The sequence below is a fragment of the Streptomyces mauvecolor genome (assembly GCF_039532965.1).
Taxonomy (GTDB): Bacteria; Actinomycetota; Actinomycetes; order Streptomycetales; family Streptomycetaceae; genus Streptomyces; species Streptomyces violascens.
In genome coordinates this window covers 15,752-28,774 of record NZ_BAAASQ010000042.1, presented here as the reverse complement: position 1 = coordinate 28,774, position 13,023 = coordinate 15,752, and the positions used below count along the sequence as shown (strand labels likewise).

Genomic DNA, 13,023 nt, shown 5'->3' with positions numbered 1-13,023 from the left:
CGTATCTGGCGGGGGTGTCGTGGTGGCCCAGCACCCCTGGGGCTCCGCCCCAGACCCTGTTGAGCCCCCACCCCGCCCCTTCCCGAGACCCGCCGGGGGTTGAAGGACTCCTGGGGCTCCGCCCAGACCCCGTTCGCGCCTCAAGCGCGCTCGTCCTCAAACTCCCCCAAGGCCTCAAGGGCCAGGGGGGACCCCCAGGACGGGCTGGGATGCCTGTACCCGGCGCTGCTGGGGGCGCGGGGAACTGCGCGACCAGCCACGCACGGTCCGCACCTGAATCACCCCCGGCGGGTTTCGGGAAAGGGGCGGGGTGGGGACAGGGCTCAGCGGACCGGGTGGCCCGCCAGCCTCAGCGTGTTCTTGACCTCCGCGATGCGCAGATCGCCGAAGTGGAAGACCGACGCGGCCAGAACCGCGTCCGCACCCGCCTCGATCGCCGGCGGGAAGTGGGCCAGGGTGCCCGCGCCGCCCGAGGCGATGACCGGGACGGTCACATGGCGGCGGACCGCCGCGATCATCTCCGTGTCGTAGCCGTCCTTCGTACCGTCCGCGTCCATCGAGTTGAGCAGGATCTCCCCCGCCCCCAACTCGGCCGCCCGGTGCGCCCATTCGACCGCGTCGATGCCCGTGCCCTTGCGGCCGCCGTGGGTGGTCACCTCGAAGGTGCCCGATTCGGTGCGCCTGGCATCCACCGAGAGGACCAGGACCTGGCGGCCGAAGCGCTCCGCGATTTCGCGGATCAGGTCGGGGCGGCCGATGGCGGCCGTGTTCACGCCCACCTTGTCCGCGCCCGCCCGGAGCAGCTTGTCGACGTCGTCCGCGCTGCGGACGCCGCCGCCCACCGTCAGCGGGATGAAGACCTGCTCCGCCGTGCGCCGCACCACGTCGTACGTGGTCTCGCGGTTGCCGGAGGACGCCGTGATGTCCAGGAACGTCAGCTCGTCCGCGCCCTCGGCGTCGTACAGCTTGGCCATCTCGACCGGGTCGCCGGCGTCGCGCAGGTTCTGGAAGTTGACGCCCTTGACCACCCGGCCGTTGTCCACGTCCAGGCAGGGGATTACTCGTACGGCCAGAGTCATGATCCAGAACCTCCCCGGTACGCCTCTACCTCGACCTCTACCACCAGGCTCGGGTCCACGAAGCCCGACACGATCAGCATCGAGGCCGCCGGGCGCACGTCGTCGAAGAGTTCCTTGTGGGCTCGGCCCACATCGTCCACGTCCCGGGCATGGGTGATGTACATACGGGTGCGGACCACATCGGTGCGGCCGAGGCCCAGGGTCTCCAGCGCCTTGATGGCGACGCCGAACGCGTTCACCGTCTGCTGGTACGGGCCGCCCTCGTCGATGCGGCCGTTGGTCACCGACGTACAACCGGCAACCAGGACAAGGCCGCCCGGCAGTTCCACGGCGCGGGAGTAGCCGAAGCGCTCCTCCCAGGGGGCGCCGGAGGAGATCTTGCGGACCTCGTCGCTCATGCGGAGACCGCCTTCAGCGCCTCTTCCAGCGTGAAGGCCTTCGCGTACAGGGCCTTGCCGACGATCGCGCCCTCGACTCCCAGCGGGACCAGTTCGGAGATGGCCCGCAGGTCGTCCAGGGAGGACACCCCGCCGGACGCCACCACCGGCTTGTCCGTGGCCGCGCAGACGTTGCGCAGCAGCTCCAGGTTCGGGCCCGTCAGCGTGCCGTCCTTGGCGATGTCGGTGACGACGTAGCGCGCGCAGCCCTCGGAGTCCAGGCGGGCCAGGGTCTCGTACAGGTCGCCGCCGTCGCGGGTCCAGCCGCGGCCGCGCAGCGTGGTGCCGCGCACGTCCAGGCCGACCGCGATCTTGTCGCCGAACTCGGCGATGACCTTGGCGACCCACTCCGGGGTCTCCAGGGCCGCCGTGCCGAGGTTGACGCGGGTGCAGCCGGTGGCGAGGGCCGCGGCGAGCGAGGCGTCGTCGCGGATGCCGCCGGAGAGCTCGACCTTGATGTCCATGGCGCCCGCGACCTCGGCGATCAGCGCGCGGTTGTCGCCGGTGCCGAACGCGGCGTCCAGGTCGACCAGGTGCAGCCACTCGGCGCCGGAGCGCTGCCAGGCGAGGGCCGCCTCCAGGGGCGAGCCGTAGGAGGTCTCGGAGCCGGACTCGCCGTGGACGAGGCGTACGGCCTGGCCGTCGCGGACGTCGACGGCGGGAAGGAGTTCGAGCTTGGCAGCCATCACAGGGTTCCGATCCAGTTGGTGAGCAGCTGGGCTCCGGCGTCGCCGGACTTCTCGGGGTGGAACTGGGTGGCCCACAGCGCACCGTTCTCCACCGCGGCGACGAACGGCTCGCCGTGGGTGGCCCAGGTGACCCTGGGGGCACGGATCTTGGGGTTGGTGACTTCGAGGCTCCAGTCGCGTACGGCGTAGGAGTGCACGAAGTAGAAGCGGGCCTCGGCGTCCAGGCCCGCGAACAGCTCGCTGTCCTCGGGAGCCTTCACCGTGTTCCAGCCCATGTGCGGCACGACCGGGGCATTCAGCGGCTCGACGACGCCGGGCCACTCGTCCAGGCCCTCCGTCTCGACGCCGTGCTCGATGCCCCGCTCGAAGAGGATCTGCATGCCGACGCAGATGCCCATGACCGGGCGGCCGCCGGAGAGCCGGCGCCCGACGATCCAGTCGCCGCGGGCCTCGCGCAGGCCCTTCATGCAGGCGGAGAAGGCTCCCACGCCGGGCACGAGCAGCCCGTCGGCGTTCATGGCCCTGTCGTAGTCCCGGGTGATCTCGACGTCGGCGCCGACGTGGGCGAGGGCGCGCTCGGCGGACCGTACGTTGCCGAAGCCGTAGTCGAAGACGACGATCTTCTTGGTGGTTGCGCTCATGACCAGACGTCCAGTCGCAGGATGCCGGCGGCCAGGCACATCGCGGCGCCGATGGACAGGAGCACGATCAGGCTCTTCGGCATCCCCTGCTTGACGAAGGAGATGATTCCGCCGATCAGGAAGAGGCCGACCACGATCAGGATGGTGTTGAGACCGTTCATGCTTACAGGGCACCCTTGGTGGAAGGAAGAATTCCGGCAGCGCGCGGGTCACGCTCCGAGGCGTAGCGCAGCGCCCGGGCGAGCGCCTTGAACTGGCACTCCACGATGTGGTGGGCGTTGCGCCCGTACGGTACGTGGATGTGCAGCGCGACCTGGGCCTGGGCGACGAAGGACTCGAAGATGTGCCGGGTCATCGTCGTGTCGTACTCGCCGATCATCGGCGCCATGTTCTCGGGCTCGGTGTGCACGAGGTAGGGGCGGCCCGACAGGTCGACGGTCACCTGGGCCAGCGACTCGTCGAGCGGGACGGTGCAGTTGCCGAAGCGGTAGATGCCGACCTTGTCGCCGAGCGCCTGCTTGAACGCGGCGCCGAGCGCGAGCGCGGTGTCCTCGATGGTGTGGTGGCTGTCGATGTGCAGGTCGCCGTCGGTCTTGACGGTGAGGTCGAACAGGCCGTGCCGGCCGAGCTGGTCGAGCATGTGGTCGTAGAAGCCGACGCCTGTCGACACATCGACCTTTCCGCTGCCGTCGAGGTCGATCTCGACGAGGACGGACGTCTCCTTGGTGGTGCGTTCCACTCTGCCGACGCGGCTCATGCGCTCTGCTCCTTCTTGAGTTGACGGACCGCGTCGAGGAACGCGTCGTTCTCGGCCGGGGTGCCCGCGGTGACCCGCAGCCATCCCGGAACCCCGTTGTCCCGGACCAGGACGCCCCGGTCGAGGATCTGCTGCCAGACGGTGTGACTGTCCTCGAAGCGGCCGAACTGGACGAAGTTGGCGTCCGATTCGGTCACTTCGTAGCCGATCGCGCGCAGCTCGGTGACCAGCCGGTCCCGCTCCTGCTTGAGCTGCTCGACATAGCCGAGCAGCGTGTCCGTGTGCTCCAGGGCCGCGAGCGCGGTCGCCTGGGTGACGGCGGACAGGTGGTAGGGCAGGCGGACGAGCTGGACGGCGTCGACCACCGCGGGGTGCGCGGCGAGGTAGCCAAGGCGCAGCCCGGCCGCGCCGAAGGCCTTCGACATGGTCCGCGAGACCACCAGGTTCGGGCGGCCCTCGATGAGCGGCAGCAGCGAGTCGCGGTGGCTGAACTCGACGTACGCCTCGTCCACGATCACGATCGACGGCTTGGCGGCCTGGGCCGCCTCGTACAGCGCGAGGACCGTCTCGGCGGCGACCGCGGTGCCCGTGGGGTTGTTGGGCGAGGTGATGAAGACGACGTCCGGCGCGTGCTCGGCAATGGCCTGCTCGGCGGCGGCGAGGTCGATGGTGAAGTCCTCGTTGCGCGGCCCCGAGATCCAGCCGGTGCCGGTGCCGCGGGCGATCAGGGCGTGCATCGAGTACGAGGGCTCGAAGCCGATCGCGGTGCGGCCGGGGCCGCCGAAGGTCTGGAGCAGCTGCTGGATGACCTCGTTGGATCCGTTGGCCGCCCACACGTTCTCGACCGCGACCGGGTGCTTGCCGGACCGGGTGAGGTACTTGGCGAGCTCGGTGCGCAGCTCGACCGCGTCGCGGTCGGGGTAGCGGTTGAGGCCCCGGGCCGCCTCGGCGACCCGCTCGGCGATCCGCTCGACGAGCGGCTCGGGCAGCGGGTACGGGTTCTCGTTGGTGTTCAGCTGGACGGGGGTGTCCAACTGGGGCGCGCCGTAAGGGGACTTGCCGCGCAGTTCGTCCCGTACGGGAAGATCGTCGATTCCGATGTTCGTCACTGCTGCGGCACCTTCCATCCGAAGCGGGCCTTGAGCGCCGCCCCGTGCGCGGGCAGGTCCTCGGCCTCGGCCAGCGTCACCACGTGGTGGGTGACCTCGGCGAGCGCGTCGCGCGTGTAGTCGACGATGTGGATGCCGCGCAGGAAGGACTGGACGGACAGGCCCGAGGAGTGGCAGGCACAGCCGCCGGTGGGCAGCACGTGGTTGGAGCCGGCGCAGTAGTCGCCCAGGGAGACCGGGGCCCAGGGGCCGACGAAGATCGCGCCCGCGTTGCGGACCCGGTCGGCGACGGCCGCGGCGTCGGCGGTCTGGATCTCCAGGTGCTCGGCGCCGTACGCGTCGACGACCTTGAGGCCGTCTTCGAGCGAGTCGACCAGGACGATCGCGGACTGGCGCCCGGCGAGCGCCGGCTTGATCCGGTCCTCGATGTGCTTGGTGGCCGCGACCTGCGGCTCCAGCTCCTTCTCCACCGCTTCGGCGAGCGCGAGGGAGTCGGTGACCAGCACCGCGGCCGCGAGCGGGTCGTGCTCGGCCTGGCTGATCAGGTCGGCGGCGACGTGCACCGGGTCGGCGGTGTCGTCGGCGAGGACGGCGATCTCGGTCGGGCCGGCCTCGGTGTCGATGCCGATGCGGCCCGTGAAGTAGCGCTTGGCGGCGGCGACCCAGATGTTGCCGGGGCCGGTCACCATGTTCGCGGGCGCACATCCGTCGGCACCCGAGGTCCCGTACGCGAACATCGCGACGGCCTGGGCTCCGCCGACCGCGTACACCTCGTCGACGCCGAGCAGCGCGCACGCCGCCAGGATCGTCGGGTGCGGCAGACCGCCGAAGTCCGCCTGCGGCGGGGACGCGAGCGCGATGGAGGTGACGCCCGCCTCCTGCGCGGGGACGGCATTCATGATCACGGAGGACGGGTAGACCGAGCGGCCGCCGGGCGCGTACAGACCGACGCGCTCGACCGGCACCCACTTCTCGGTGACGGTGCCGCCGGGCACGACTTGGGTGGTGTGCGCGGCGCGGCGCTGCTCGCGGTGGACGATCCGGGCGCGCCGGATGGACTCCTCCAGAGCGGCCCTGACCTGCGGGTCGAGCTCGGCAAGGGCTTCCTTGAGCGCCTCGGCGGGCACCCGCACCCGGTCCAGCTTCACACCGTCGAATTTCTCCGCGTACTCGATCAGCGCCGCCGTGCCGCGATGATGCACGTCCTCGCAGATGGGCCGCACCTTCTCCAGGGCGGCTTCCACGTCGAACTCGGCACGGGGCAGCAGGTCGCGCAGGGCGCCACCCTCGGGGAGGGTGTTGCCGCGCAGATCGATTCGGGAGATCACGTATCCAATTCTCTCAGACGGCCCCGGAGCACTGGACGCCCGTATCAGTGGCTGATACGCACCACGGAGGTCACCCGCTGTCACCCGTGGCCACTAGCGTTCCTCCTGTCAGGGTGGACGGCGAGGGGGACGGCATTGACCGAGGCGCCCGATCTTGGTGAGGCTCCGGACTGGCTCAGCCCGGCGGAGCTCGGCATGTGGCAGGCCTTCCGCAACGGCAGTACCTACGATCTGCGCACCCGCAATCCGGTACGCGACGATCCGTTCGCGGTGCGCCCCTGGGGGCCCGAGCGCAGCGTGCGGGCCCGGGTGGTGGCGCTGCTCCTGCTCAGCGGTCCGCCCGCGCTGCCCGGGCGGGTCGCGGCGCTGAAGCTGAACGGGGTGCAGATCACCGGCACGCTCAACCTGTCGGGCGGCACGATCACCCCGTACGTCGAGCTGAACAACTGCCGGTTCGAGTACGAACTCCTGCTCCCCGAGGCGCATTTCACGACCGTACGCATGGTGCGCTGCTCGATTCCGCGGATCGAGGCGGCCCGGCTCACCACCCAGGGCGATCTCCATCTGCCGCGCTGCCGGGTCGCGGGCGGCATCCGGCTGACCGACGCGCACATCGGCACCGACCTCCTGATCAGCCAGGCCGTGGTGCACAGCGACCGCAACGGCCGCTCGATCGCGGCCGACGGGCTCTCGGTCGCCCAGGACCTCCAGGCCGATCTGATCGAGTCGTACGGGGAGCTGAGCCTGCGCGCCGCGAAGGTCGGTGTGACGCTGAGCCTGCGCGGCAGCAGGCTGATCAACCCGGACGGCCAGCGGGCCCTGAATGCCCCGCAGCTGATCGTCGAGCGCACCCTGTATCTGACCTCGGCGGCCGTCTACCCGAGCGGCAACCAGGTGGGCACCACTCCGCCGTACGGGACGAACTACACCAACACGCCCGTGCGGGGCACCCTGATCCAGCCGTTCGAATGCCGGGGCGGGCTGCGCCTGGACGACGGGCGGTTCGGGGACGCGGTGGACCTCGCGCAGTCCCGGGTCGTGATGACCGACGCCCAGGAGCTGTCGCTGCGCCGCATCCAGACGCCGGAGCTGCGCTTCACCGGGCAGCGCCCCGAGCGCGGCAAGGTGGTGCTCTCCGGGGCCCGGGTCGGCAACCTGGTCGACATGGCGGACAGCTGGCCAGGGCCCGGCCACCTGACGATGAACGGCTTCGCCTACGAGAACCTCATCCCGATCGGCACGTTCACGCTGGCCGAGCGCCTGGACTGGGTGACGGCCGCGACCCCCGAGTACGCGCCCGAACCGTACGAGCGGCTCGCGGCCGTGCTGCGCGCCAGCGGCGAGGACGCGGACGCCCGCGAGGTGCTGCTCGCCAAGCAGCGCAGGCGCCGCGAGACGCTCCCGCTGGCCGCGAAGGCGTGGGGCGTGCTCCAGGACCTGACGGTGGCCTACGGCTACCGGCCGGGCCGGGCCGCGCTGTGGATGGCCGTCCTGTGGGCGGCCGGCACCCTCGCCTTCTCGCACTACGACCCCCGGCCGATCAAGGCCGACGAGCACCCCCAGTGGAACGCGGCGCTCTTCGCGCTCGACCTCCTCATCCCGGTGGTCAACCTGGGCCAGGACGGCTACTGGAAGCTCACCGGCACCTGGCAGTGGGGAGCCGCCCTGCTGATCATGCTGGGCTGGATCCTGGCGACGACGGTGGCGGCGGGCGCCTCCCGGCTGCTGCGCAGGGGGTGACTTCCCGGGCGGGGCGAACCGGAGTTTCCCGGACGCGGTCCGCAGGGTTTTCGCGGGCTCCGCGCGAGGTCTTCACGCCCTCCCCGCGAGCCTCGGGCGACCGAATTTGCCGGGCCTTGACCCCGTGCCGTACAACCCTCACCACCGATACAGAAGCTTCACAGTGGCCCCCCTGGCGCCGCCCCCACCTGCGGATTTCAATGGTCCGCACCATGACTTTCGTATCCGCGCTGATCCGCACCGCACGGCGGGCCAGGCATACGCCGCTTCTCGCCACGGGTATGCCCGATGGCCCGGAAGTGCTGCTCGATGCCCCGGACGCCCGGCTCGCCCCCGCGCTGGTCTCGGCCGCGCTCGGCGAGTACGAGGCGGCGGCGAAACTCCTCGCCACCACCCGCGAGCTGGCCGAGTGGGAGAACCGCGACCGCTACACGGTCCGGCTCGCGGCCTTCGCGGTCAGCAGACCGGACTGGCTCGCCAACTGGCTGGCGGACGCGCCCCGCGACCCGGACGCGCTACTCGTCAAGGCGGAGCTCGCGATCGTCCAGGCCTGGGGCTCGCCGGCCCGGGCCGAGCGGCTGCGCGAGGTCGCGCCGCTGATCCACTCGGCGGCCGACGGCGACCCGTCCGACCCGGTGCCCTGGCGGATCGCGCTCGACCACGCCCGCGGCACGCATGCGCCACACACCGATTTCGAGGAACTGTGGGGCGAGGCCATACGCCGTTCCTCGCACCACTACGGCTGTCATGTGGCGGCGCTCCAGTACCTCTCGGCCCAGTGGTACGGCTCGCACCGCGAGTGCTTCGACTTCGCCGAGCGGGCCGCCGAGGACTCGCTGCCCGGCTCCCTGATCCGCGCGCTCCCGGCCCGCGCGGCCTTCGCCTACCTGGTGGGCGGCGCGGGGCGGGCCATCCCGTACGAGCGGATCGACGCGGCGGCCGACCTCGGCATCGAGCTGTCCGCCGCTTACGAGCCGGGCGACCCGTGGCCGGCCGAGGTCCGCAACCTGCTCGCCTATGTGCTGGTCGTGCGCAGACGCTGGCCGGAGACGCTGGAGGAATTCCGGCGTATCGGGCCGTATGCCACGTCCTTCCCGTGGCTGCATCTCGCCGCCGACCCGCTGGGGCAGTTCCTGGAACTGCGCGAGTTCGTACGAACCGAGGTCGCCGCGGGCATGCCGTGGGGACGGGACCGCCAGAAGCCCGGACGAGCCCAGTCCGACGGCCATTACGCTTGAGCGTTGTGACCACCGCACGCCTTCCGCTCTTCCCGCTCAACTCGGTTCTGTTCCCCGGGCTCGTCCTGCCGCTGAACATCTTCGAGGAGCGTTATCGCGCCATGATGCGCGATCTGCTGAAGACCGGCACCGACGCCTCGGGCCCCTCCGGATCCGGCGACGAGGCCGGCGACGAGCCACGCCGCTTCGCCGTCGTGGCGATCCGCGACGGCCGGGAGGTCGCGCCGACCGCCCCCGGGCTGCCCGACCAGACCACGCAGCCCGAGAAGGGCCCGGCGGCCGGCTTCGGGTCCGACCCGATCCAGGCCTTCCACCGGGTCGGCTGCGTCGCGGACGCGGCCACCATCCGGGAGCGCCCGGACGGCAGCTTCGAGGTGCTCGCCACGGGCACCACCCGGATCCGCATCCTGTCGGTGGACGCGAGCGGGCCGTATCTGACGGCCGAGTACGAGGAGATCCCGGAGGAGCCGGGCGAGGAGGCGGGCGCGCTCGCCGAGGGCGTCCTGCGCGCGTTCCGCTCGTACCAGAAGCGGCTCGCGGGGGCCAGGGAGCGCTCCCTGGCCGGCACCGCGGACCTGCCCGACGAGCCCTCGGTGGTGTCCTATCTGGTCGCCGCGGCCGCGGTCCTGGACGTCCCGGCCAAGCAGCGCCTGCTCCAGGCGCCCGACACGGCGACCCGGCTGCGCGAGGAGCTCCAGCTCCTGCGCGCGGAGACCGCGGTCATCCGCCACCTGCCCTCGCTCCCCGCGGTGGACCTGACGCGCGCCCCGACCAGCCCCAACTGACCTACGGGAGAGCCGAGTTGGCCAAGAAGAAGCAGCAGAGCGGGGGGACTCCGGCGACGGTGGCCCTGACGAAGGCGGGCACCGCGTTCACGGTGCACGCCTACGAGCACGACCCGTCCTCCGCCTCGTACGGCGAGGAGGCGGCGCAGGCTCTGGGGGTGACGCCGGAGCGGGTGTTCAAGACGCTGGTCGCCGACGTGGACGGCGAGCTGACGGTCGCGGTGGTCCCGGTGGCGGGCTCGCTCGATCTGAAGGCGCTGGCCTCGGCGGTCGGCGGCAAGCGGGCCGCGATGGCCGACCCGGCGGCCGCCGAGCGCACCACCGGCTACGTGCGCGGCGGGATCTCGCCGCTCGGCCAGCGCAAGAGGCTGCGCACGGTCCTGGACGACTCGGCGTCCACGCACGCCACGATCTGCGTGTCGGCGGGCCGCCGCGGCCTGGAGGTCGAGCTGTCCCCCGCCGATCTGGCGGCCCTCACCGGGGCGCTGCTCGCGCCGATCGGGCGGGTTTAGGGTCTCGACGTCCCTCTCGTCCTCGACTAGAACCCGAGGGCGGGAGGTACGCCCATGTCGAAGCGGACCCGCAAGCGGAAGTGGCGCATCAAGAAGGGCCGGGCCAACCACGGGAGGCGCCCGGCCTGACCCGCGCCGTCAGAGACCGGCCGAGTCCGGCCTTCCCGGTCCCGGGTCCTCCAGCGGCGGCACCTGCCACAGCGGATCCGGGTCCCGGGGCCCGAACAGCGCCGTGAGGCCCAGGTGGACGGCCATGGCGGCGATCGGCCAGGCCAGCAGCGCGCCCTTCGCGTCGAGCTTCAGCGGTGCGTCGAACGTGACGCCCTTGCCGGCCGCCTTCGCCGCGGCGACCACGTCCTGGTTGGGGCCGAGCCAGATGCCCAGGCGCCAGGCGAGCACCGAGCCGAGCAGCGCGCCGACCGCGAGGCCGGCGACCAGGGCGATGCCGCCCTTCCTGCGGAACAGGAAGACCGCGGCCGCGCTGAGCGCGCCGAATCCGAGCGCGAGCAAGATGAACGTTCCGTCACCGCCTATCGCCTCCTCCCCCTCGGTGTCCTTGAGGAAGACGGCCTTGTCGTCGGCGATCAGCGGCACCTTCGGGGCCAGCCACAGCCACAGCAGTCCGAGCGCCACCCCGGCCAGCGTCACGGCGAGGGCGACGAGCACCGCGTCCCGCAGGTCCTTCTTCATCGCGGGCGCCTCCTCGACGGGCCCGGGGTGCGATCCCCCGGTGTTCGTCTGCCACGGGTCGTTGCCCGGGGGCTGCTGATGGGGCGGTGTCAGAGGTGCGGTCACCCTGACATCGTGCCAGGCGCGCCTGTGCGCTGCCTCACCGGACCGCCGCGCGGCGGTAGGCCCACGCGGCCACGGCCAGCGAGACGACGCCGACGGCCGCGCACACCCCGAGATCGAGACCGACGAGGGACCAGTCGGGATGCGCGTCGAAGCTGTGCGCGAACGCCTCGACGCCGTAGGTGGACGGCAGCAGATCACGCGCGTACGCGATGGGTCCGGGCATCCGGCCGGCCGGGAGCACGCCGAGCAGCAGCGCCGCCGACATCCCCAACTGGCCGAAAAGCGTGGCGAGTTCCTGCCGCGGCGCGAGCAGCCCGAGGGCCGCGCCGAGCCCGGAGAGCGCGGCCCCGGCGAGCGGGATCACCGCGGCGAGGATCCACAGGTGCCCCATCGGGAGCCCGAACAGGACGCAGCCGAACACGGCCGTCACCGCGGTGCCGGGCACGGTGAAGGAGGCGTACGCGGCGGCCGTGCCGAGCACCACGGAGGCGGGCGGCACGGGCAGCGTCGCGTAGTGGTCGAGGCCGCCGCCGGCCCGCAGCTGGCCGAAGTACTGGGCGAGCAGGTTGAGCGCGACGAAGGCGACGACGAGCACGCTCGATCCGGCGACCACCGCACGGGCCTCGCTCCCGCCGTCCACCACCCCGCGCATGAGGATCATGATGCCGACGGACTGGAAGGTCGCGACGAAGAGCAGCGGGATCCGCGCGACCCGGGCCCGCGAGAGCTGGGCACGGTAGACGGCAGCGAGCGCGGGCAGCAGCCGGGCGCGCGGGGCGAGCGGGGCGGCGTCCGCGGCGTCGGGGTGCCGGGTGGTGCCGCTCACCGGAGACCCCACGGCCTCCACGCTGCTCTCCAGAGGAATGGCGCTCACGCCTTCACCAGCCCTTCCGCGCGGCCGCCGAGCGCGAGGTAGACGTCTTCGAGGCTCGGCGTGGCCAGGGTGAAGTCGTCGAGGGCGGCGAAGGCCGGGCCGCCGGTGACCGTGGCGACGGCGGCGCGGGCCCGCTCGGGGCTGAGCCGCAGCGTCCAGCGCCGTCCCGACTCCTGCGCCGAGGCGCGCAGGGCGGCGACCTCGGGGACCTCGACGGGGGCGCGGTCGCGCCACACGAGTTCGACCCGCACCTCGTCGGCGACCTGGGCCTTGAGTCCGGCGGGGGTGTCGCAGGCGATGACCCTGCCGCGTTCGATCACCGCGACCCGGTCGAGCACGGTCTCGGCCTCGATGACGTTGTGGGTGACGAGCAGGACGGTCGCGCCGCGCTCGGCCCGCCGCCGGTCGACGGCGGCCCACACGGCGCGCCGGGCGACCGGGTCCATGCCGGTGGTGGGCTCGTCGAGCACGAGGACGGGGCGCTCGCCGACGAGGGCGGCGGCGAGGCAGGCCAGGCGCCGCTGGCCGCCGGAGAGCTTCTTGAGCGGCCGCCCCGCGATGTCGTCAAGACCGAGTTCGGCCAGAACCGCGTCGCGTTCGGCGCGGGCGTCGCGCAGGGTGAGTCCGCGAAGGCGGCCGGTGGTCTCGGCGGCGAGCGCGACGGTCAGCTCGTCGAGGGCGGTGGATTCCTGGCCGAGGTAGGCGATGAGACGGGCGGCGCGTTCGGGGTGGCGCACCAGATCGTGGCCGAGCACGTCGACGGAGCCGGCGTCGGGCCGCATGAGCCCGGTCAGCTGGCGTACGAGGGTGGACTTGCCGGCGCCGTTGGGCCCGAGCAGTCCGAAGATCTCGCCGCGCCGCACGTCGAGGCTGATTCCGTCGGTGGCCCGGACCTCGGGCGTACCGGGCGCACCTCGTCGGCCCCGCGTCGCGGGGTACGTCTTGACCAGGCCCCGCACCGCGCAAACGGTGCCGGCCCGCGCCGCTGCTGTGCCGGTACTCACGGGGAATGAGCCTAAGGGGTCGAAGGACCCGCCCG

At 72.2% G+C, this 13,023-nt stretch carries 16 protein-coding genes; 5 read left to right on the top strand and 11 right to left on the bottom strand.

The window, feature by feature from the left end; translation table 11 throughout:
* Window positions 1-323: 323 nt before the first annotated feature.
* Genes hisF through hisD form a run of 8 tightly spaced genes read right to left on the bottom strand, consistent with a single transcriptional unit; the run spans window position 324 to window position 6,040 of the window.
* Window positions 324-1,079, bottom strand: coding sequence for an imidazole glycerol phosphate synthase subunit HisF (gene hisF / locus ABD346_RS34930; RefSeq protein ID WP_344380338.1), 756 nt, complete (start codon window positions 1,077-1,079; stop codon window positions 324-326).
* Window positions 1,076-1,477, bottom strand: a complete 402-nt coding sequence (locus ABD346_RS34925) for a RidA family protein (RefSeq protein ID WP_344380337.1) — start codon at window positions 1,475-1,477, stop codon at window positions 1,076-1,078. Before ABD346_RS34925 ends, hisF begins: the two co-directional genes overlap by 4 nt.
* On the bottom strand, window positions 1,474-2,202 hold the full coding sequence (gene priA / locus ABD346_RS34920; RefSeq protein WP_344380336.1) for a bifunctional 1-(5-phosphoribosyl)-5-((5-phosphoribosylamino)methylideneamino)imidazole-4-carboxamide isomerase/phosphoribosylanthranilate isomerase PriA: 729 nt from the start codon (window positions 2,200-2,202) through the stop codon (window positions 1,474-1,476). The genes ABD346_RS34925 and priA overlap by 4 nt, the downstream gene beginning before the upstream one ends.
* On the bottom strand, window positions 2,202-2,846 hold the full coding sequence (hisH, locus tag ABD346_RS34915; RefSeq protein ID WP_344380335.1) for an imidazole glycerol phosphate synthase subunit HisH: 645 nt from the start codon (window positions 2,844-2,846) through the stop codon (window positions 2,202-2,204). The genes priA and hisH overlap by 1 nt, the downstream gene beginning before the upstream one ends.
* Complete coding sequence (locus ABD346_RS34910) at window positions 2,843-3,007, bottom strand: hypothetical protein (RefSeq protein WP_189961136.1); 165 nt, start codon at window positions 3,005-3,007, stop codon at window positions 2,843-2,845. The genes hisH and ABD346_RS34910 overlap by 4 nt, the downstream gene beginning before the upstream one ends.
* Before the next feature lie 2 nt (window positions 3,008-3,009).
* The gene (gene hisB, locus ABD346_RS34905; protein WP_114035753.1) at window positions 3,010-3,603 is read right to left on the bottom strand and encodes an imidazoleglycerol-phosphate dehydratase HisB; all 594 of its coding nucleotides are present in this window, start codon (window positions 3,601-3,603) and stop codon (window positions 3,010-3,012) included.
* On the bottom strand, window positions 3,600-4,712 hold the full coding sequence (locus ABD346_RS34900) for a histidinol-phosphate transaminase (protein ID WP_381229554.1): 1,113 nt from the start codon (window positions 4,710-4,712) through the stop codon (window positions 3,600-3,602). Before ABD346_RS34900 ends, hisB begins: the two co-directional genes overlap by 4 nt.
* Window positions 4,709-6,040 carry a histidinol dehydrogenase gene (hisD, locus tag ABD346_RS34895; protein ID WP_344380333.1) on the bottom strand — a complete coding sequence of 444 codons (1,332 nt, stop codon included), beginning with the start codon at window positions 6,038-6,040 and terminating at the stop codon, window positions 4,709-4,711. The genes ABD346_RS34900 and hisD overlap by 4 nt, the downstream gene beginning before the upstream one ends.
* 135 nt (window positions 6,041-6,175) lie before the next feature.
* On the opposite strand from hisD, the gene ABD346_RS34890 reads away from it, so the two are divergent.
* The 5 genes from ABD346_RS34890 (at window position 6,176) to ABD346_RS38780 (ending at window position 10,444) form a co-directional block, all read left to right on the top strand.
* Window positions 6,176-7,780 carry an oxidoreductase gene (locus ABD346_RS34890; protein ID WP_344380332.1) on the top strand — a complete coding sequence of 535 codons (1,605 nt, stop codon included), beginning with the start codon at window positions 6,176-6,178 and terminating at the stop codon, window positions 7,778-7,780.
* Between the two features lie 200 nt (window positions 7,781-7,980).
* Window positions 7,981-9,018 carry a hypothetical protein gene (locus tag ABD346_RS34885; RefSeq protein ID WP_344380331.1) on the top strand — a complete coding sequence of 346 codons (1,038 nt, stop codon included), beginning with the start codon at window positions 7,981-7,983 and terminating at the stop codon, window positions 9,016-9,018.
* A gap of 5 nt (window positions 9,019-9,023) precedes the next feature.
* A complete protein-coding gene (locus ABD346_RS34880; RefSeq protein WP_344380330.1) occupies window positions 9,024-9,803 on the top strand; it encodes an LON peptidase substrate-binding domain-containing protein in 780 nt (259 codons plus the stop codon).
* Window positions 9,804-9,820: 17 nt separating this feature from the next.
* A complete protein-coding gene (gene ybaK / locus ABD346_RS34875) occupies window positions 9,821-10,315 on the top strand; it encodes a Cys-tRNA(Pro) deacylase (RefSeq protein ID WP_344380329.1) in 495 nt (164 codons plus the stop codon).
* 54 nt (window positions 10,316-10,369) lie between these two features.
* Window positions 10,370-10,444, top strand: coding sequence for a hypothetical protein (locus ABD346_RS38780; protein WP_465270266.1), 75 nt, complete (start codon window positions 10,370-10,372; stop codon window positions 10,442-10,444).
* A 9-nt stretch (window positions 10,445-10,453) separates the two neighbouring features.
* On the opposite strand, the gene ABD346_RS34870 is transcribed toward ABD346_RS38780, so the two are convergent.
* Genes ABD346_RS34870 through ABD346_RS34860 form a run of 3 tightly spaced genes read right to left on the bottom strand, consistent with a single transcriptional unit; the run spans window position 10,454 to window position 12,988 of the window.
* Window positions 10,454-11,110, bottom strand: a complete 657-nt coding sequence (locus ABD346_RS34870) for a hypothetical protein (protein ID WP_344380328.1) — start codon at window positions 11,108-11,110, stop codon at window positions 10,454-10,456.
* Window positions 11,111-11,144: 34 nt separating this feature from the next.
* Window positions 11,145-11,948: an ABC transporter permease gene (locus tag ABD346_RS34865; protein ID WP_381229610.1), complete on the bottom strand. Its 804-nt coding sequence runs from the start codon at window positions 11,946-11,948 to the stop codon at window positions 11,145-11,147.
* Between the two features lie 32 nt (window positions 11,949-11,980).
* A complete protein-coding gene (locus ABD346_RS34860) occupies window positions 11,981-12,988 on the bottom strand; it encodes an ABC transporter ATP-binding protein (protein ID WP_344380327.1) in 1,008 nt (335 codons plus the stop codon).
* Window positions 12,989-13,023: the final 35 nt, after the last annotated feature.